The following is a 17,838-nucleotide window of genomic DNA, read 5'->3' as shown; positions in this document are numbered from 1 at the left end:
GACGCCTCTTCCCGCCGTACGGAGGATCACGCCGTCTTGACCCCGCCCGTCGCCGAACCGCCCTTCGCCGGTGCCGCTCTGCGCATGGCACGCATGGCACGCATGGCACGCATGGCACGCATGACGCGCTCGGCGGCCGGGCGGTGTGCGTTGCGACTGGCGCTGCTGGTGGCCGGGTTGTTCGCGCTCGGGCTCCTCTGCGGAGAGCGGGCGCATGCGGCGGACGGGTTGGTGCCGACGGTGCCGACGGTTCCGACAAGTTCGTCGGTACGGGTGGTGAAGCCGGGTGCTCCGCTCCCGGTGACGCACTCGGCGGCCCACACCGTCACTCACGTCACGGACACCGTCGTTCGGGTCGGCGACACCGTCACCCGTGTGACCGACCCCGTCCGGCACGTCGTACGGCCGACTGCCGAGAGCGTCGTACGGCCGGTCGGTGATCTCGTGGAGACGGTGACCGGCGAGTTGGGCCAGGCGCCGCCGGAGCCTCTGCCCTCGCTTCCCTCGCTGCCCTCCCCGCCCGAGCTGCCCGGTCCGCCCTCGCTTCCGGGCGCGGGGGGTCAGGTTCCGTCCGCCGGTTCGGGGCCCCAGCACTCGGGTGCGGGTGCCGTGCCCTCGTCGTCGCATGCGGTGGTGCGGCACGCGGACGCCGGGCCCGTCGGTCCGACGCACTACGGCCCCGCCCGCCCAGGTACGGACACGGACGGTGTCGCCGCGCGCGGCGAGCACCGGGGTGCGGCGCCGGGACCGGGGCCCGACCATCAGGCACCCCCCGGCGACCCCACGGGCGCGCTGGGCGGTCAGTCTGCCGTCGACAACGGCACGCCGCGCCATGGCGATCCTCATGCCGTCGTCACTCCGAGTCACCGGGCGCCGCCGCGGCTCGTGTCCGGCGTTCCCGCGGCGGTGACCGCGGCCGAGACCCGGGACAGGCACCGGGACATTCCGCTCTTCCCCGGCTAGGGCGGTCCTTCCCCCGCCGGCGGCCGAACATCCGCCTGCGCCACCGGTCTGGCCTACGGCGGCGAGGTGAATGTCGACGGCTTCGCGGCGTCCGACCGTCCCTCCCGCCGTACCGCCGTACCGCCGTACCGCCGTATCCGCCGCTGTACCCACCGACCGACTCCGCGGGGCCACGGCCCCGGACGGCCGAAAGCCGTCGGCTGTGTCCGGCCGAAACCCCGCGGATGGGGAGGGTGGTCCCCATTGGGGTGGGGACCGCCCTCCCTGGGCCCCTCAGGGGCTGTTCGAGGGGCCTCACCAGGCAAACCCCAGCCTGGTGAGGCCCCGTCCCGGCCAGATCTGTGACAGGTATCACCGCTCAGGTGTGACCTGCGATTTAGGGACCCACGTCCTGCGGCGATAACCTGCGGGACGGACATGCCGCGCGCTCGGACACCGTGTGCGCCACCCTTGTGACAGCGGACGTCACGTTGCCCTTCGCGGCACGCCCACGCATCCAACGAACCGCGAGATCACTGATAGGGACGGACGCGCGTGGACCTGTTCGAGTACCAGGCGAGGGACCTCTTCGCCAAGCACGGTGTACCGGTGCTGGCCGGTGAAGTCATTGACACGCCTGAGGCAGCCCGCGAGGCGACCGAGCGTCTTGGCGGCAAGTCCGTCGTCAAGGCCCAGGTGAAGGTCGGTGGCCGCGGCAAGGCCGGCGGCGTCAAGCTCGCCGCCACCCCGGACGAGGCCGTCGCCCGGGCGACGGACATCCTCGGCATGGACATCAAGGGCCACACGGTCCACAAGGTGATGATCGCCGAGACCGCGCCCGAGATCGCCGAGGAGTACTACGTCTCGTACCTCCTCGACCGCACCAACCGCACCTTCCTCGCCATGGCGTCCGTCCAGGGCGGCGTGGAGATCGAGGTCGTCGCGGAGGAGAACCCCGAGGCCCTCGCGAAGGTCCCGGTCGACGCCAACGAGGGCGTCTCGATCGAGAAGGCCCGCGAGATCGTCGCTCAGGCGAAGTTCCCGGCCGAGGTCGCCGAGCAGGTCGCCGAGATCCTGGTGACGCTGTGGGACACCTTCATCAAGGAGGACGCCCTCCTCGTCGAGGTCAACCCGCTCGCCAAGGTCGCCGACGGCCGCGTCATCGCGCTCGACGGCAAGGTGTCCCTGGACGAGAACGCCGACTTCCGCCAGCCGGAGCACGAGGCGCTGGTCGACCACGCGTCGGCCAACCCCCTTGAGGCCGCCGCCAAGGCCAAGAACCTCAACTACGTCAAGCTCGACGGCGAGGTCGGCATCATCGGCAACGGCGCGGGTCTCGTCATGAGCACCCTCGACGTCGTCGCGTACGCCGGTGAGAACCACGGCGGCGTCAAGCCCGCCAACTTCCTCGACATCGGTGGCGGCGCCTCCGCCGCGGTGATGGCGAACGGCCTGGAGATCATCCTCGGCGACCCGGACGTCAAGTCCGTCTTCGTCAACGTCTTCGGCGGCATCACCGCCTGCGACGAGGTCGCCAACGGCATCGTCCAGGCGCTCCAGCTGCTCGCCGACAAGGGCGAGGAAGTCACCAAGCCGCTGGTCGTGCGTCTGGACGGCAACAACGCCGAGCTGGGCCGCAAGATCCTGTCGGACGCCAACCACCCGCTGGTCCAGCGCGTGGACACCATGGACGGCGCGGCCGACAAGGCCGCCGAGCTCGCGGCTGCGAAGTAAGGGACGAGGGAAACAACCGCCATGGCTATCTTCCTCAACAAGGACAGCAAGGTCATCGTCCAGGGCATGACCGGTGCCACGGGCATGAAGCACACCAAGCTCATGCTGGCCGACGGCACGAACATCGTCGGTGGCGTGAACCCGCGCAAGGCGGGCACGTCCGTCGACATCGACGGCACCGAGATCCCGGTCTTCGGCACGGTCGCCGAGGCCATGGAGAAGACGGGCGCCAACGTGTCCGTCCTCTTCGTGCCGCCGGCCTTCGCCAAGGCCGCCGTCGTCGAGGCGATCGACGCGGAGATCCCCCTCGCGGTCGTCATCACCGAGGGCATCGCCGTCCACGACTCCGCCGCCTTCTGGGCGTACGCGAAGTCGAAGGGCAACAAGACCCGCATCATCGGCCCGAACTGCCCCGGTCTCATCACCCCGGGCCAGTCGAACGCCGGCATCATCCCGGGCGACATCACGAAGCCGGGCCGCATCGGCCTGGTCTCGAAGTCCGGCACGCTGACGTACCAGATGATGTACGAGCTCCGTGACATCGGCTTCTCGTCCGCCGTCGGCATCGGTGGCGACCCGATCATCGGTACGACGCACATCGACGCGCTCGCCGCGTTCGAGGCCGACCCCGACACCGACCTGATCGTCATGATCGGTGAGATCGGCGGCGACGCCGAGGAGCGTGCGGCGGACTTCATCGCCAAGAACGTGACGAAGCCGGTCGTCGGCTACGTCGCCGGCTTCACCGCGCCCGAGGGCAAGACCATGGGCCACGCCGGCGCCATCGTCTCCGGCTCCTCCGGCACGGCCGCCGCGAAGAAGGAGGCCCTCGAGGCCGCCGGCGTCAAGGTCGGCAAGACGCCGACCGAGACGGCGAAGCTGGCCCGCGAGATCCTCGCCGGCTGACCTTCGCCAGGCTGGACCTTCTCCAGACTGAACGGGCTCGCATCCCCACGGGGGTGCGAGCCCGTCGTCGTACCCGGCTCAGCCTGCCTCCGGAACCAGCCGCTCCGGCCCGCTGACCATCTCTCCCTTGAGCTTGGCGCGCAGGGCAAGCTCCTCCGCGGACAGCGGCCCGGGCGCGACCCGGGGCGGCACCCCGTGCACCGTGGCGCCGGGCGCCAGCGGCGGCTCGTAGTGGTCCGGGGCCGTACGGAGCGTCAGTGTCGTGGCGCCGATGAGGACGACCGTGAAGGCGATGGCGGCACGGGTCCAGTGCCGGGCGCGCTGCTCTCCGCCCCAGCGGACCGTGGTGGGCTTCGCGGGGCGCAGCCGCTCGGCGGAGGCGACCTCGGCGAGTCGCCGGTGCAACTCCTTCGGCTCCGCCAGCTCCGGCAGCCGTGTGGCCACGGCCTCGCGCGCGTGCAGCAGCCGGTTGGCCGCCGCGGGCGTGCTCGCCTCCGTCTCGGCCGCGGTCTCCGGCAGATTGAGCCCGACCCCGTCGTAGAGCAGCAGGGTCCGCCGGTACACGGGCGGCAGCTGCAGGAGTACGTCGAGCAGCGCGCGGTCCGCGGGGGCGGCGGGCGGCGGCTCCGGGTTGCGGTGCCGGGGGCGCAGCCTGTGCCAGGGCGAGAGCGCGAACTCGTACGCCGTCGCCCGCACCCACCCCGCCGGATCGCGGTCCATGGCCACCTCGGGCCAGCGGTGCCAGGCCAGCTGGAAGGCGCGCTCCACCGACTCGCTCGCCAGTTCGCGCCGCCCGGTGAGCAGGTAGGTCTGCCGTACGAGGGCAGGGGCGCAGAACGCGTAGAGGGCGTCGAAGGCCTGATCGGGCGTCAGGGAGGGTGAAAGGGGTTCGAGTTCGGCATCGGGGTCGAGCTCGGGTTTGGGGCCGAGTGCGGGATCAGGACCGAGTGCGGCATCGGGTTTGGGGGCGAGTTCGGAGGCGGGTGGGGTTTCGGAGGACGGCTCCGGGGTGGGTTCGGCGCGGTCGGGGGACGTCTGTACGGGGCCGGTGGCGGCGCCGACCAGGGCGGGAGCCGGGTTCTCCTGACGGGGGGTCACCTCCTCGGCGCCCGTCAGCAGTCGTGCGTACGCGTCCCGTGTGGTGCCGCGTGGCGTCGTACGGCCGTTCTCCCACGAGCGCACCGTCGCACGGGTGACGCCCACCGCGGCCGCGACGTCGGCCTGGCTCAGCGACTGGGCCTCGCGCAGACGGCGGCGCTCCTTGGGGGAGGGCAGCGGGGTCTCAGGGGTGCGTGTCATGTCGGACCCCACAGGGTGCCCCTTAGTACGAAAAGGTACATAGCTGCATATTGAGCGACACATCCGAGGTTCGCCTGTTACGACGAGAAAGCGCGTGTCGTTGGGAGCATGGCGGACGTGACCCAAATGACCGACCGCAGGCTGTCGTTGTCGCCCCTGCTCACCCGGATGCGCCACCATTCACCCGGACTGGGCGCCAGCCTCCTGGGTGGCGCCCTCGCGGCGGGGCTCGGACTCGGCTCGTTCGCCGTCCTCGTCATGATGCTGTGGATCAGCTCGCCCTATCCGGACAGCGGGCCGAGTGGATCGCTGCACGTGGCCGCCGCGTTGTGGCTGCTCGCGCACGGCGTGGAGCTGATCCGCACCGAGACCCTGTCGGGTCTGCCCTTGCCGGTGGGTGTGACACCGCTGCTGCTGGTCGTCCTGCCCGTGTGGCTGCTGTACCGGGCGGTGCGCGGCGTGGCGGACGCCGAGGCCGAGGCGGAGCCGGGCACGGTGTGGACGGGGGTCGTCGGGGGCTATCTGACGGTCGGACTGGCGGCCGCGCTGTACTGCTCGGGCGGGGAGTTGCGGCCTTCGTGGGTGTGGACCGCCGGGTGCCTGCCGTTGCTCGCCGGGAGTGCGGCGGGGGTGGGGGTGTGGGCGGCGTACGGACGCGCCGGCTTCCCCGTGCCCGCGCGGGTCCGGCGGTTGCTCGCCGTGTTGCCCGCCGGCGTACGCCGTTGCGCGCCCCAATTCTTCGAGGCCTCGGCGCGGGCGGCCGGGGCCGGGGCGGCGGTGCTCGTCGGGGGTGGCTCGCTGATGGTGGCGGTGTCGCTGGTGTGGCACGGCGATGCCGTCCGGGACTCGTTCGCGCAGCTCACCGAGGTGTGGTCGGGGCGGTTCGCGGTACTGCTGCTCTGTCTGGCGCTCGTGCCGAACGCGGCGGTGTGGGGGGCCGCGTACGGGCTCGGGCCCGGGGTCGTGCTGGGGGCCGGGCATGTCGTGGGGCCGTTGTCCGCGGCGGGGCCGGGGCCGTTGCTGCCGGCGTTTCCGTTGCTGGCGGCGGTGCCGGTGCCCGGGGCTGTGCCCGGGGCGGTGTGGAGTGAGGTGGGGATGGGGGTGCCGGTGGTGGCCGGGATGACGGTGGCGTGGTTCATGGTGACCGCGGGGGCGCCGAGGGAGGGACGTGAGGCCTGGTCGTGCGGGCGGGTCGTGGTGGGGGTGGGGGTCGCGGCCGTGTTGTGCGGGCTGGTGATGGCGGTGCTGGCCGGTGTGGCGGGTGGGCCGTTGGGGGTGGCGGCGTTGGCTCACTTCGGGCCGGTGTGGTGGCAGGTGGGGGGAGCGGTGGTGGTCTGGACGGTGGGGGTGGGGGTTCCTGTGGGGGTGGGGTTGTGGGGGTGGGGGCTTTGGCGGCGACGAGGGGTTTCTTGGTCTGCGTGGCTCACTCGGCCCTCGTGGCCCTCGTGGGGGGCGTGGCGGTCGTGGTTCCGGGTGCGGCGTGAGGGGGGTCAGGTGGAGCCGGTTGCGAAGGGGGAGCCGACTCCTGCGGTGGGGGTGACTTCGACGGTGGGGGCGGGACCGGCTTCGGGTTTGGCTTCGGGTCCGGCTCGGGATCCGAGCCTGGAGCCGTATGACCTCTTGCCCTCTGATGACATGGGGTGAGTGAGGAGCCCTCGGTTTCCTCGCCCCCGCCGCCCCTACCCTCCCCCAAGCTCTCGGCTTCGCTCGAGCAGGGGGGACCCCCATCATCCCCCGGGGCTGCGCCCCAGACCCCCGGGGCAGATTATTTGCTGCGGGTGCGTGGGGGCTGGGCGCGCCGTTCCCCGCGCCCCTGACGGGGCGACGGTGTTGGAGAGCTAGCTGCGGGTTCCCAAGACGCCCCTCAGGTCCTTCGGGAGGAGGTCGTTGCAGGACTGTTTGGCGGCGTTGGTGAGGGCGTCGTTCGTGCAGGAGTAGTAGTCGCTGTACACGAGCTGCGCGGTGAAGGTCGCGGCGACCATGACGATGGCCAGGAACGCGGTGACGAGGCCGCTCACCGCGGCGGTCGTCTGGGGGCGGGTGTTCGCCTCGGGGGCCGGGGTGTCCGGGTCCTGCGCGCGGGGCTTGGCGCGCAGTGCGCTGCCGCCCCAGTACAGGGCGAGCGCGCCGAGCAGCAGCGCCACGTACGGCCAGCTGAACAGGGCGAAGAAGAACGCCCACATTCCGGAGAGCAGCGCGTAGCGCGCGCGGCGCTGGGCGGGGTCCGTCGGGTCCCAGCGCATTCCGGAGCCCGGCCCACCGCCGGGACCTTCCGGACCGCCCTGGCCCTGCGGAGCCCCGGGACGGTCGCCGAAACCGCCGCCGGACGAACGCCCCGGCTGCCGGTCGCTCCACTGACTGCCCCATGGGGACTGTCCGGGGTCGGACCCGGGGCCGGAACCGTCGTTCTCGTTCGAGCCCTGGCCGGACGCGGGACGTCGAGGCTGCCAGGGGCGGTCGGGCGTGCCCTCCGGGGGCGGAGCGAAGGGATTGTCGCCGGAGCCGGAGCCGGAGCCGGAGCCGGAGCCGGAGCCGGAGCCGGAGCCCGTGCCGGAGTCGGAGCCCGTGCCGGAGTCTGTGTTCGGGCCGCGTCCGCCCGCGGAACCGTTCCCACCCGCGGGCGTGTCCCCGCTCTCCCGCGGCGGGGTAGGCGAAGGGCGCCGCTCGCGCAGCAGCAGCGGAGGGAGTCGGAGACTGCGGTCCGGCATCAGGTGTGCGTCTTCCCCTTGGTGGTGTTCTGGCGGGCGGCGTGTCCACACGGCATCGTGCTCGCGACGCGCGCCCCGAGCGTCCTGCCCGGGGCTCGCACCCCGGGCGTTCGTTTTCAGGATCAGGACCCGGGATTCACACCCCGGATACCGCTCCACGGAGTCCCTGCCCCGGGTTTTCCGTCCGAGGCCCGCGCCCCGGACGTTCGCCCCGGGGGCTCGTACCCCGAACGTTCTACCCGTCCCAGGTCAACGTCCCAAGCGCACAGGGCGTTCCCCGTGCTGAACGGAACAGTGTTCCCGGGAGGATCCACCGCAGACGCTACCTTCCGGCCACGCCCCCGTCCCGTGGGGGCCGCCCGGTGTGCCGGTATCGTTGCTGACGGTCGGCCGCTTCGTAGACTTCCCCGTATCCAGGGACGTGAAGCATTCGTACGACCGTACAAACGCTCCCCCGAGAAAGGGCCCCGTCGTGGCCAAGACCAAGCGCCTCGTCGTGCTGGTCTCCGGATCAGGCACGAATCTGCAGGCACTGCTCGACGGCATCGCCGCAGCCGGGCCGGAGGCCTACGGGGCCGAGATCGTGGCCGTGGGCGCCGACCGGGACGGCATCGAAGGGCTCGCCCGGGCCGAGCGGGCCGGGATTCCGACCTTCGTCCGCCGCGTCAAGGACTACGACACGCGGGACGAGTGGGACGGCGCGCTCGCCGAGGCCGTCTCCGACCACGAGCCCGACCTGGTGGTCTCCGCGGGGTTCATGAAGATCGTGGGGAAGGAATTCCTCGCCCGGTTCGGTGGGCGGTTCGTCAACACGCACCCCGCCCTGCTGCCGAGTTTCCCGGGGGCCCACGGCGTACGCGACGCGCTCGCATACGGCGCGAGGGTCACCGGCTGCACCGTCCACTTCGTCGACGACGGCGTCGACACCGGACCGATCATCGCTCAGGGCGTGGTGGAGGTCCGGGACGAGGACGACGAGAGCGCGCTGCACGAGCGCATCAAGGAAGTCGAGCGAAGACTGCTCGTCGATGTCGTGGGGCGGCTCGCCCGCAACGGCTATCGCATTGAGGGACGAAAGGTAGTTATCCAGTGACCGCCGACAGCACAGTCACGGCCGAGAGCACCGAGGGCACCAAGCGGGTCATCCGGCGCGCGCTCGTCAGCGTCTACGACAAGACCGGGCTCGAAGAGCTTGCCCGCGGGCTGCACGAGGCCGGTGTCGAGCTCGTCTCCACCGGCTCCACCGCCGCCAAGATCGCCGCGGCCGGGGTCCCCGTCGTCAAGGTCGAGGACCTGACCGGCTTCCCCGAGTGCCTCGACGGCCGAGTCAAGACCCTGCACCCCAAGGTCCACGCCGGCATCCTCGCCGACCTGCGTCTGCCCGACCACCGGCGGCAGCTGGAAGAGCTGGGCGTCAAGCCGTTCGACCTCGTCGTCGTCAACCTCTACCCCTTCCGTGAGACCGTCGCCTCGGGCGCGACGACCGACGAGTGCGTCGAGCAGATCGACATCGGCGGCCCCTCGATGGTCCGTGCCGCCGCCAAGAACCACCCGTCCGTGGCCGTAGTCACCAGCCCCGACCGTTACGGCGACGTTCTCTCCGCCGTGAAGACCGGCGGCTTCGACCTCACCACCCGTAAGCGGCTCGCGGCCGAGGCCTTCCAGCACACGGCCGCGTACGACGTCGCCGTCGCCTCCTGGTTCGCCTCCGAGTACGCCCCCGTCGACGCCTCCCGGTTCCCCGACTTCCTCGGCGCCACCTGGGAGCGCGCGCACACCCTCCGCTACGGCGAGAACCCGCACCAGCCCGCCGCCCTCTACACCTCGGGCGCCGGCGGTCTCGCGGAGGCCGAGCAGCTGCACGGCAAGGAGATGTCGTACAACAACTACACGGACACGGACGCCGCGCGCCGTGCCGCGTACGACCACGAGGACCCCTGCGTCGCGATCATCAAGCACGCCAACCCGTGCGGCATCGCGATCGCCTCGAACGTCGCCGAGGCGCACCGCAAGGCGCACGCCTGTGACCCGCTGTCCGCGTTCGGCGGTGTGATCGCGGTCAACCGGCCGGTGACGAAGGAGATGGCGGAGCAGGTCGCCGAGATCTTCACCGAGGTCATCGTGGCGCCCGAGTACGAGGACGGCGCCCTCGAAGCCCTCACCAAGAAGAAGAACATCCGCGTGCTGCGTGCCCACCGCGCGCCCGCGAACCCGACCGAACTCAAGCCGATCGACGGCGGCGCGCTGCTCCAGGTCACCGACCGCCTCCAGGCCGACGGCGACAACCCGGCGAGCTGGACCCTGGCGACCGGTGACGCCCTGAACGAGGGCGAGCTCGACGAGCTGGCCTTCGCCTGGCGTGCCTGCCGCGCGGTGAAGTCCAACGCGATCCTGCTCGCCAAGGACGGCGCCTCGGTCGGCGTCGGCATGGGCCAGGTCAACCGCGTCGACTCAGCGAAGCTCGCGGTCGAGCGGGCGGGCGCCGAGCGGGCCCGCGGGTCGTACGCGGCCTCGGACGCGTTCTTCCCGTTCCCCGACGGTCTGGAGATCCTTGCCGAGGCGGGCGTCAGGGCCGTGGTCCAGCCCGGCGGTTCGGTCCGTGACGAGCTGGTGGTCGAGGCCGCGAAGAAGGCGGGCATCACCATGTACTTCACGGGGACGCGGCACTTCTTCCACTGATCCGCGGCAGGTCGGTGCGTGCGCGGCGGTCCACCGGGGTTCCGGTGGGCCGCCGCTACCGTGCGGGCGCGGTGGTGGCGGCGCCCTTGACCGCGCGCTCGCAGTTCGGCCAGTCGTGGAAGTCGCGCTTCTTGCTCCAGAGGCGCCTGGCCGCCCTGATGTTCCACTCAGGGTCGAGCGCCTGACGGGGGGTCCCGCCCAGCTCACGCAGGCGCAGGTCGGAGATCTGGAACAGACCCCAGTTACGGGTGCCGTTGGTGTTGGGCAGGATGTGCAGCGGGTCGAGGAACGACTGGCAGTCCGCGATGGCGACCGCCGCGTCGGGTGCGTCGGTGAAGACCGCGCGGATGTGCTGCCGTACCTTCGCCGGCGACCAGACGGTCATACGTACGTTCGAGGTGTAGAGCGCCTTCTTGGTGGCGTCCCCGACGACTCCGTTGGGCTGGAGACCGGTGAACACCTGGAAGGCGGTGACCCGGCGCAGCGTCTGCGGGCCGAAGTCCGAGTCGACGTCGATGTCCGCGCCCTTGGCGTGCAGCAGCCGTTGTACCTCACCCACGCAGGCGTCGTGCTGGCCCATGGCCACCACGGGCTGACAGGCGGCCGAGAAGAGCAGACGGCCGTCCGTCGCGGAGCCGTCGCCGCTGCCGGTGCCCATGCCCGACGACGGGTGATCGGTCGTCAGGGCCCAGGCGGACACACCGAGCGTCAGGACCACGGCGCCGATCACCACGACACGGAACCGGCCCTGCCGGAACCGGTCAAGACGCAACCGGCCGTGACGGACCGGCCGAACGGGCCCGACCTCGACCGCTTCCGGCTCCACGGCCGCCGGCTCCACCGCTCCGGGCTCCACCGCTCCCGGCTCCACCGCTTTCGGCTCCTCGGCGCCGTCACCGTCCACGAGATCGACGACTTCGACGGCCTCGACAACGTCTGCGTCGGACTGCGTCCCCGTCCCCGGCTCCGGCCGGGCGGCGTCCGCCAGGGCCCACTGCCGGTGCAGTGTCCGTAGTTCGTCCGGGGTCGCGCCGCAGGCGGTGGCGAACCGGTGCACGCTGCCGTAGTCCTGGGGCACCGAAGTGCCGCGGCAGTAGCGGTGCAGTGTGGAGCCGGCCGTGCCGGTCTTCTTGGCGAGGGCCTCGTAACTCAGACCGGACCGGTTCTTCAGCGAACGCAACAGCGCGGCGAACCGTTCGGTCTCCGGGCACGCGGGCATCGCGGTTCCCCCCTGGCACTTACGGCACGCTGGTCAGACGTTCCAGTGGCTGGACACAGTAGCCGTCCCACGGCCGTCCCAGGGGTTAGATAACGCGCCAAGTAGCGGGCGTACGGCCGTCCCGGCGTCCCAGCCCGGCCGGTCTCCTTGCCCGGTCGGGACACGCGTTGCCACCTTCTGGCTGTCCGACCACCAGCAGCCGCATCGCAAGGAGAAACAGACCCATGAACCTCTCCGTAATACGTCGTCCGCGCCGACTCTCCCCGCTGCTCGCGACTCTCGCCGTCAGCGCGGCGGCCGCCACCACGCTGGCCCTGCCCGCCTCCGCGTCGGCGGCACCCGCCTCGGCCGCCGCCGTGGACTGCGCGTCGGGTGACGTCTGCTTCTGGACCGGCTTCAACTTCACCGGCAGCAAGTGCTCGTGGAGCGTCGCCGACCCCGACTGGCAGAGCGGTGCCATCAAGTGTTCCTGGGCCGCCACGACGAACGTGAAGTCGGTGTGGAACGCCGGCACCGGTTCGTACAGCGGTGTCGCCTTCTACGCGAACACCAACTACAACAGCCGGATCGGCTGCACCCGGCAGCAGCAGGGCGGCAACCTCGCCGGTACGTACAAGGTGCGTTCCCACCAGTGGATCACCGGTAACTGCGGCTGAGCCAGAGGGCGGCTCGCGCACATGCGCGGCGGTGGTCTCCGGCCCCCTCGGGGGAGGGCCGGAGACCACCGCCGTATCCCTGTCAGGGGTGCGTCAGCAGGGCTGCACCGGCCAGATCGGTTCCCAGGTCGCCCGCATGGCCCGGTGAGTCGCTCAGCGACGGGTGGGCGACGGTAGACGGACGCACTGGGGCCGTGCCCCCCTGCGCAGGGGGAGACACGGCCCTCGGAGTGAATGGCGGGAAGTCGCCTTCGCGGCCTCGAAGTCGGCCTCGGAGTCGGCCTCGTGGCGGCCGTACCGCCGTTGGTCTCAGACCGAGTACTTCGGGCGGTCGAACCAGGCGGCGCCGTCCGCCTTGCCGACGAACACCGCGATGAGGATGGCGAGCACGGTGTGCACCAGACCGATGACGACGAACGGGTAGATACCGAGGACCGCGGTGAGGATGCCGAACACCAGCGCGGCGATGCGGACGCCGCTGCCGCCGTTCGCGCACTTGACGCCGAGCCAGATCGCGAAGACGCCCCACGCCAGGACCGCGACCGCGACGCCCCACAGGACGCCGGCCGAGTAGTCCGCGAGCTGCTGGAACTGGACGTCGTCCTTGAGGTCCGCGTTGTTCTTCGCGGCGGAGACGGCGAGCGCCGAGATCGCGATCAGGACCGCGCCGATCACCTGCAGACCGGCGATGACGAACAGCATCACGCGCGCGGCCTTGACCGTGCCGGGCATCTCCATCGGGCCGCCGGGGTAGCCGTAACCGGGCTGCTGGCCGATCGGCGGGGCCTGCGGGTAGCCGTAACCGGGCTGCTGCGGGGCGCCCTGGGGGTAGCCGTAGCCGGGCTGGCCCTGGGGCGGGTAGCCGGCCGGCTGGCCCTGCGGGGGACCGTAGGGGTTGTTCGGGTCGCCGAAACTCATGGCGGGTGTTCCTCCGTTGCCTGGTGCGGGGACGCGCGGCAAGGTGCGGAGGAGAGTTCTACAGAGCGGTCCGTCCCCCCGGTACTGTCCGCGGCACTGTGGTGTTCATCGTTCTAAACGCCTTACTTATTTGTCCAGAGCCCTTCCGATTGTGTTGTGCAGGTGTTGTGCAAGTGCAACATCACTGATCACGGCTGATTGCGGCTGGTCACAGGGGGAAAGGGGCGCCCGGATTGGAACCGGGAGCGGGTCATCCGCGAGGATGGGGCCATGACCGCCCAGATTCTCGATGGCAAGGCCACCGCAGCCGCGATCAAGTCCGATCTGACCGCCCGCGTGGCGGCCCTCAAGGAGAAGGGCGTCACGCCCGGCCTGGGGACCGTCCTGGTCGGCGACGACCCCGGCAGCCAGAAGTACGTCGCGGGCAAGCACCGCGACTGCGCCCAGGTCGGTATCGCCTCCATCCAGCGTGAACTGCCCGCGACCGCCACGCAGGAGGAGATCGAGGCGGTGGTGCGCGAACTCAACGAAGACCCCACGTGCACCGGCTACATCGTCCAGCTCCCGCTCCCCAAGGGCATCGACGAGAACCGCATCCTGGAGCTGATGGACCCGGACAAGGACGCAGACGGCCTGCACCCGATGAACCTCGGGCGACTGGTCCTCAACGAGCCGGCCCCGCTGCCGTGCACCCCCAACGGCGTCCTCACCCTGCTGCGCCGCTACGGCGTGGAGATCAAGGGTGCCGAGGTCGTGGTCGTCGGCCGCGGGGTGACCATCGGGCGTCCGATGCCGCTGCTGCTGACGCGGCGCAGTGAGAACGCCACGGTCACCCAGTGCCACACCGGCACCCGTGATCTCTCCGCCCACCTGAAGCGGGCCGACATCATCGTCGCCGCGGCCGGATCCGCCCACCTCATCCGCGCCGAGGACGTGAAGCCGGGCGCCGCCGTCCTCGACGTCGGTGTCTCGCGCAGCGCCGAGGGCAAGATCGTCGGAGACGTCCACCCGGATGTCGCCGAGGTCGCCGCGTGGATCTCCCCGAACCCCGGCGGCGTGGGCCCGATGACCCGCGCCCAGCTGCTCGTCAACGTGGTGGAAGCGGCGGAGCGCAGTGTCGGCTGACGGCGGCCCTGAGGACGCCGCGGCCCGCGACTCCGGCTCCGGCTCCGACTCCGACTCCGACGCCGAGTCGGCCGTACGGGAGGCCGCGTCCGCGAACGGCGGGTCGGCCGTGCGGAGGGCGAGGGCTGGGAAGGGTGAGTCCGTCGTGCGGGAGGCTGGGTCCGTGAACGGTGAGGCCGGTGCTCGGAAAGCGGGGTCCGTGAACGGTGAGGCCGGTTCGGGGAACGCGGGGTCCGTGAGCGGTGTGGCGGGTGTGCGGGAGGCGGAGGGCGCCGAGGGCGAGCCGGGTGCGCTCGACGCCGTGAGCGCGCCCGACGCCGAGGGGGAGCCACGCCGCACCACACGGCGCTTCCCCCTGTTCACGAGGGACACCGCGCGGCCCGAGGGCGGCGGCCGGGCGGCGGGCCGCGACGCCCCGGCCCCGGCCCGCCAGTGGCCGATCCTCGCCGTGCTGTCGGCCGTCGGGCTCGGCCTGCTGCTGACCGCCCTCGACGTGTTCCGGCTCGGCACGATCCTGATCGGCGCCGCGCTGCTGGCCGGCGCCGTGATGCGCTGGATGGTGCCCGACGTGGGCATGCTCGCGGTCCGCTCCCGCTTCACGGACATGCTCACGTACGGCGTGCTGGGCGTCGCCATCGTGCTGCTCTCGCTGATGGCCCAGCCCAACCCGTGGCTGGTCATCCCGTTCCTGGACGACACGCTGCACTTCACGGTCCGCTGAGACCCGCGCGCATGCCCTGAAGCAGGGCGCGGCCCGTCCCCTCCCCCGAGTAAGGACGGGCCGCGGCCGGGCGGTCGGACCGCCCGGGTCAACCCTTCTGTACAGGCACCGCCTGTACAACAGCCGTCAGTTCCCTGTGGCACGGAAGTGACCATTCCGCCACGGTGTCCGCGCCGTGTGACGGGAACCGTCCACCGCCCGGCATCGTCAATCGCTCACGGGGAACGACACGGGGCGCCTGGTGAGCGCCGCGGGAGGTGGGTGAAGCGATGGGTGCCTGGCAGCCGCTGCCGGAGGAGCTTCCGGCGGAGGTACGGCACTTCGTCGAGCAGTTGCGGCTGCTCAAGGACCGCACCGGGATGAGCCTGGTCGCGCTGGGCACGCGCACCGCGTACAGCAAGTCCTCCTGGCAGCGCTACCTCAACGCGAGCCAGCCGCCGCCCCGGCAGGCGGTCGTCGCCCTGTGCCGGGTCGCGGGTGTCGCGGGCGAGGAGACCGAACGTTTCGGGGTGCGCTGGGAACTGGCGGTGCGGGCCTGGCCGCGCGAGCCCGTGCCACCCGTGCCGTCCGTACCGGTACCGGCGGGCGGTCCCGTCGCCGGCCCCGTCGCCGGCGGTGAACCTGCTCCCGGCGCCGAAGCCTCCGTCCCGGCCGGGCATGGCGTTTCCGCCGCGCGCGGCCGTGACGGCTACGAGGAGGAGCCCACGCTCCCGTGGTGGGACCTGCTCGACGAGGAGTCGTCCCGGCAGCCCGCCGGGCCCCGTGCGCCCCGCCTCCTCCTCTACGCGGCCCTCCTCGCCGTCGTCCTCCTCCTCGCCGCCGTCGCGGGTGCCGTCACCCTCGGGTGAGCTGAGCGTTCTCGTGACAGGTGAGGTCGCACCTGTGTTCCCGTTGTGTCGATGTCTTGACAAGTTCAAGGATTTACCCTGATCCGTCCCAACAACCCGGTTAGCGTGGCCAATCGGGACGGTATCGGACGTCCTGGTGCGGAGGACGAGGGTCCGAATGGCGGGTATGGCGTCGATGGGACAATGGGCCGCAGCCCGCGGGGCGTGCAACGGTGCATGCCCGGGCCCGAATGCTCCCGTGCGCCCCCATCCCGGGAACTGAGATCCTGACCGATCGCATCCCTGTGGGTAGCCAGAACGGGGACCGGCGGGGCCGGGGGACTCGGCGGGCGGGTGCCGAAACACGCGGGGGAACAGTCAGGCACGTACGGGGGGAAAGAAGCAGGGGGGAGCAGTAATGCCTCGTTGGAGGGACTTGCCGGATGAACTCGATCCGCAGGTCAGGGAGTTCGCCAGCCAGTTGCGCCGGCTGGTCGACCGGAGCGGGCTGGGCATCGCCGCGGTGGCCGACCGTACGGGCTACAGCAAGACGTCCTGGGAGCGGTACCTCAACGGCCGGCTTCTCGCGCCCAAGGGCGCGATCGTCGCCCTGGCCGAGGTGACCGGGACCAATCCCATCCATCTGACGACCATGTGGGAGCTCGCCGAGCGTGCGTGGAGCCGCTCGGAGATGCGCCACGACATGACCATGGAAGCGATCCGGATCTCCCAGGCGCGCGCCGCGCTCGGGGAGTTCGGGGCGCCCCCGGCGAAGGGGAGCAACGGCAAGCAGGCCCGCAAGGGCGGCAGCGCGACCGCGACGCCCGGCATCACGCCGGGGATCGCCGGGCCCGCGGGGGTGTCGCCGACGGTGCCGCCGCAGCCGTCCGCCACGGAGGTGGAGGACTCGTCGTACGGCTCTTCGTCGTCGCTCGGGGGTGGGGCGCGTGGGGGTGCCGGGTACGGCGGGTCCTCTTCGGGCGGGTCCTCGGGTGGGCCTTCCTCCGGTGGGGGCTCGCGTGGCGGGGGCTGGGGGGTCGTCGCCACGCCGTCCGGTGACGGGGGGCGGTACGGGCCGTCGACTCCGGCGGGGTCTGTGGGGCCGGGGGGCTCTGTGGGTGCCGTGGGGTCTGTGGGTTCGTCGGGGCCGGGCGGTTCCGTGGGTCCGGCCGGGGCTGTCGGTGCCGGTGGGCCGGGTGCGTCCGTGGGGGGATCCGCGGACGCGGCGGCGCGGCGTAAGCGGCGGCTGACGATGTTCCTCGCGGGGGTCGTGGGTGCGCTCGTGGTGATAGCCGCGGCCGTGTACTTCACCGGGGGCGGCGACGGCAAGAAGGCGGCGAGCGCGCCGAAGACGCCCTCGACGTCCGCCGCGGTCAATCCCGACCTGCCGGCCGGGGTGAAGTGCAGTGGCGCCGACTGCACGGGCAAGGACCCGGAGAACATGGGGTGCGGTGGGCAACTGGCGACGACCAGCACCAGCATCACCGTGGGTACCACCCTCGTCGAGGTGCGCTACAGCAAGACCTGCGCCGCGGCCTGGGCCCGCATCACCCAGGCCGTGATCGGTGACTCGGTCCAGGTGACGGCCGGGACCGCCGCCAAGCAGACGGGGACCGTCGACAATGCCACCGATGCGTACACCCCGATGGTCGCCGTCAAGGATGCCGCCGAGGCGAAGGCGTGCGTCACGCTGAAGTCGGGCCAGAAGGGTTGCACGAGGTGAGGTAGCCGGGGGGCCTCGGCTGGGGCGGGTGGGCAGGCGCGGCACGGTCCCTCGCCCCCACCGTCCCGCAGCCGAAACACCCCGCAGGGAACCGCGCGCCCAGCCCCCACCACCCTTCGGCCAAAAGACAACAGGCCGCCGGAATTTCGGGGCGCAGCCCCGCCTTGGGGGCGCGGGGAACTGCGCGAGCAACCCCCACCGGCCGGCAGTCGAGACACTACGTGCGGGCGGGGTTTCGGGGCGCAGCCCCGATCCCAGAGGCGCGAGCGACCCCCGCTCACCTGCAGCCGAAGAAGAAACCCACCCTCGAAAACCGAGGCGCAGGAATGTTCCGGCGCCGTTGGGGCAGGCGCACCGTACCCCCACGGGATCCGGCACCGG

15 protein-coding genes are annotated in these 17,838 nt (G+C 71.8%); 11 read left to right on the top strand and 4 right to left on the bottom strand.

Translation table 11 applies throughout. The features are described from left to right. Positions 1-36 precede the first annotated feature (36 nt). The 3 genes from ACZ7M3_RS08420 (at position 37) to sucD (ending at position 3,582) form a co-directional block, all read left to right on the top strand. A complete protein-coding gene (locus tag ACZ7M3_RS08420; RefSeq protein ID WP_472061738.1) occupies positions 37-963 on the top strand; it encodes a hypothetical protein in 927 nt (308 codons plus the stop codon). 534 nt (positions 964-1,497) lie between these two features. Next, a complete protein-coding gene (sucC, locus tag ACZ7M3_RS08415) occupies positions 1,498-2,676 on the top strand; it encodes an ADP-forming succinate--CoA ligase subunit beta (protein ID WP_452964660.1) in 1,179 nt (392 codons plus the stop codon). A gap of 21 nt (positions 2,677-2,697) precedes the next feature. Continuing rightward, a complete protein-coding gene (sucD, locus tag ACZ7M3_RS08410) occupies positions 2,698-3,582 on the top strand; it encodes a succinate--CoA ligase subunit alpha (protein ID WP_075028438.1) in 885 nt (294 codons plus the stop codon). 78 nt (positions 3,583-3,660) lie between these two features. Here sucD and ACZ7M3_RS08405 read toward each other — a convergent pair whose 3' ends face one another. Further along, on the bottom strand, positions 3,661-4,881 hold the full coding sequence (locus ACZ7M3_RS08405; RefSeq protein WP_472061736.1) for a helix-turn-helix domain-containing protein: 1,221 nt from the start codon (positions 4,879-4,881) through the stop codon (positions 3,661-3,663). Between the two features lie 108 nt (positions 4,882-4,989). Between ACZ7M3_RS08405 and ACZ7M3_RS08400 the strand changes: the two genes are divergently transcribed. Then, positions 4,990-6,525 (top strand): cell division protein PerM, encoded by a 1,536-nt coding sequence (locus tag ACZ7M3_RS08400; protein ID WP_472061734.1) that lies wholly within the window; start codon positions 4,990-4,992, stop codon positions 6,523-6,525. Between the two features lie 194 nt (positions 6,526-6,719). Here the strand turns inward: ACZ7M3_RS08400 and ACZ7M3_RS08395 are convergent, their stop codons facing one another. Further along, positions 6,720-7,589, bottom strand: a complete 870-nt coding sequence (locus tag ACZ7M3_RS08395; RefSeq protein ID WP_472061732.1) for a hypothetical protein — start codon at positions 7,587-7,589, stop codon at positions 6,720-6,722. A gap of 472 nt (positions 7,590-8,061) precedes the next feature. On the opposite strand from ACZ7M3_RS08395, the gene purN reads away from it, so the two are divergent. Both purN and purH read left to right on the top strand, forming a co-directional pair. Further along, entirely contained in the window at positions 8,062-8,682 is a 621-nt protein-coding gene (gene purN, locus ACZ7M3_RS08390; RefSeq protein ID WP_095853022.1) for a phosphoribosylglycinamide formyltransferase, read from the top strand. Beyond that, a complete protein-coding gene (purH, locus tag ACZ7M3_RS08385) occupies positions 8,679-10,268 on the top strand; it encodes a bifunctional phosphoribosylaminoimidazolecarboxamide formyltransferase/IMP cyclohydrolase (RefSeq protein ID WP_472061730.1) in 1,590 nt (529 codons plus the stop codon). The genes purN and purH overlap by 4 nt, the downstream gene beginning before the upstream one ends. Before the next feature lie 55 nt (positions 10,269-10,323). Here the strand turns inward: purH and ACZ7M3_RS08380 are convergent, their stop codons facing one another. Next, a complete protein-coding gene (locus ACZ7M3_RS08380) occupies positions 10,324-11,487 on the bottom strand; it encodes a helix-turn-helix domain-containing protein (RefSeq protein ID WP_472061729.1) in 1,164 nt (387 codons plus the stop codon). 224 nt (positions 11,488-11,711) lie between these two features. On the opposite strand from ACZ7M3_RS08380, the gene ACZ7M3_RS08375 reads away from it, so the two are divergent. After that, a complete protein-coding gene (locus tag ACZ7M3_RS08375) occupies positions 11,712-12,143 on the top strand; it encodes a peptidase inhibitor family I36 protein (protein WP_261690663.1) in 432 nt (143 codons plus the stop codon). Between the two features lie 309 nt (positions 12,144-12,452). On the opposite strand, the gene ACZ7M3_RS08370 is transcribed toward ACZ7M3_RS08375, so the two are convergent. After that, entirely contained in the window at positions 12,453-13,061 is a 609-nt protein-coding gene (locus ACZ7M3_RS08370) for a proline-rich domain-containing protein (protein ID WP_351308573.1), read from the bottom strand. Positions 13,062-13,331: 270 nt separating this feature from the next. Here ACZ7M3_RS08370 and ACZ7M3_RS08365 point away from each other — a divergent pair, with 270 nt between their 5' ends. The 4 genes from ACZ7M3_RS08365 to ACZ7M3_RS08350 all read left to right on the top strand — a co-directional run bounded on the left by ACZ7M3_RS08365 (position 13,332) and on the right by ACZ7M3_RS08350 (position 17,457). Next, complete coding sequence (locus tag ACZ7M3_RS08365; protein ID WP_054233749.1) at positions 13,332-14,186, top strand: bifunctional methylenetetrahydrofolate dehydrogenase/methenyltetrahydrofolate cyclohydrolase; 855 nt, start codon at positions 13,332-13,334, stop codon at positions 14,184-14,186. Positions 14,187-14,421: 235 nt separating this feature from the next. Continuing rightward, the gene (locus tag ACZ7M3_RS08360) at positions 14,422-14,907 is read left to right on the top strand and encodes a DUF3017 domain-containing protein (RefSeq protein WP_472061726.1); all 486 of its coding nucleotides are present in this window, start codon (positions 14,422-14,424) and stop codon (positions 14,905-14,907) included. Between the two features lie 269 nt (positions 14,908-15,176). After that, positions 15,177-15,755 (top strand): helix-turn-helix domain-containing protein, encoded by a 579-nt coding sequence (locus tag ACZ7M3_RS08355; protein WP_472061724.1) that lies wholly within the window; start codon positions 15,177-15,179, stop codon positions 15,753-15,755. A 397-nt stretch (positions 15,756-16,152) separates the two neighbouring features. After that, the gene (locus ACZ7M3_RS08350; protein WP_472061722.1) at positions 16,153-17,457 is read left to right on the top strand and encodes an XRE family transcriptional regulator; all 1,305 of its coding nucleotides are present in this window, start codon (positions 16,153-16,155) and stop codon (positions 17,455-17,457) included. The last annotated feature ends 381 nt before the right edge of the window (positions 17,458-17,838 follow it).

Source organism: Streptomyces sp. NPDC111656 (assembly GCF_055656965.1).
The sequence above is the reverse complement of the archived record's forward strand: the minus strand, read 5'-3'. Positions and strand labels throughout refer to the sequence as shown.

Coding starts and splice junctions, on each gene's coding strand:
- sucD (WP_075028438.1), top strand. CDS start 2,698: ATGGCTATCTTCCTCAACAAGGACAGCAAGGTCATCGTCCAGGGCATG.
- ACZ7M3_RS08405 (WP_472061736.1), bottom strand. CDS start 4,881: ATGACACGCACCCCTGAGACCCCGCTGCCCTCCCCCAAGGAGCGCCGC.
- ACZ7M3_RS08400 (WP_472061734.1), top strand. CDS start 4,990: ATGGCGGACGTGACCCAAATGACCGACCGCAGGCTGTCGTTGTCGCCC.
- ACZ7M3_RS08395 (WP_472061732.1), bottom strand. CDS start 7,589: ATGCCGGACCGCAGTCTCCGACTCCCTCCGCTGCTGCTGCGCGAGCGG.
- ACZ7M3_RS08380 (WP_472061729.1), bottom strand. CDS start 11,487: ATGCCCGCGTGCCCGGAGACCGAACGGTTCGCCGCGCTGTTGCGTTCG.
- ACZ7M3_RS08375 (WP_261690663.1), top strand. CDS start 11,712: ATGAACCTCTCCGTAATACGTCGTCCGCGCCGACTCTCCCCGCTGCTC.
- ACZ7M3_RS08370 (WP_351308573.1), bottom strand. CDS start 13,061: ATGAGTTTCGGCGACCCGAACAACCCCTACGGTCCCCCGCAGGGCCAG.
- ACZ7M3_RS08365 (WP_054233749.1), top strand. CDS start 13,332: ATGACCGCCCAGATTCTCGATGGCAAGGCCACCGCAGCCGCGATCAAG.
- ACZ7M3_RS08355 (WP_472061724.1), top strand. CDS start 15,177: ATGGGTGCCTGGCAGCCGCTGCCGGAGGAGCTTCCGGCGGAGGTACGG.
- ACZ7M3_RS08350 (WP_472061722.1), top strand. CDS start 16,153: ATGCCTCGTTGGAGGGACTTGCCGGATGAACTCGATCCGCAGGTCAGG.